The organism is Kitasatospora nipponensis, from assembly GCF_039528135.1.
Lineage (GTDB): Bacteria > Actinomycetota > Actinomycetes > Streptomycetales > Streptomycetaceae > Kitasatospora > Kitasatospora nipponensis.
On record NZ_BAAALF010000900.1, the window covers coordinates 1 to 599 of the forward strand.

Sequence of the window (599 nt, forward strand, 5' to 3'; positions counted from 1 at the left end):
CCTCCTTCTTGTGCTTGCCGTCCTTGTTGAGGGTCAGGTAGGACGCGGCGACCGCACCCTGGACCGGCTGCCCGGACTCGGACGGGAACGGCACGATGTCGTAGTTCGGCAGATCGCCGCCCTTCCGGATGGTCTCGAGGACCCAGCGGCCACCGGGGTAGAAGCCCGCCTTGTGCTTGGTGAACTGGGTGGACGCGCTGTTGCCCTCGGGCAGCAGGTCGGCGGAGGCGAAGGTCTTGTCCCGGTAGCCGTCGGCGAGCACCTTGAGCGCCTGACGGGACTTCGGGTCCGTGGTCGCGACGTACTTGCCGTTCTCCCAGACCTTGCCGCCGAAGCCGTTCACCAGGCTGTAGTTGGCGCCGTACCAGTTCCAGAAGATCGAGCCGTACTTGTCGGCGGCCTTCAGCTTGGCGTTCATCTCCAGGTAGGTGGCCATGGTCCAGCGACCGGCCTCGTTCAGCGCCGCCGGGTCCTCGGTGATCCCGGCCTCGGCCAGCGCCTTCTTGTCGAACCAGAGCACCTCCGGGTTGGTGTCGTTCGGGACGCCGTAGGTGACGCCGCTCTTCTTGGCGCCGCCGTAGATTCCCTCGAAGAAGGCC

1 protein-coding gene is annotated in these 599 nt (G+C 66.4%); it reads right to left on the reverse strand.

What is annotated here, in order from left to right:
* On the reverse strand, positions 1-599 hold a 599-nt coding region (locus ABD323_RS43945), incomplete at both ends, for an ABC transporter substrate-binding protein (protein WP_425556364.1).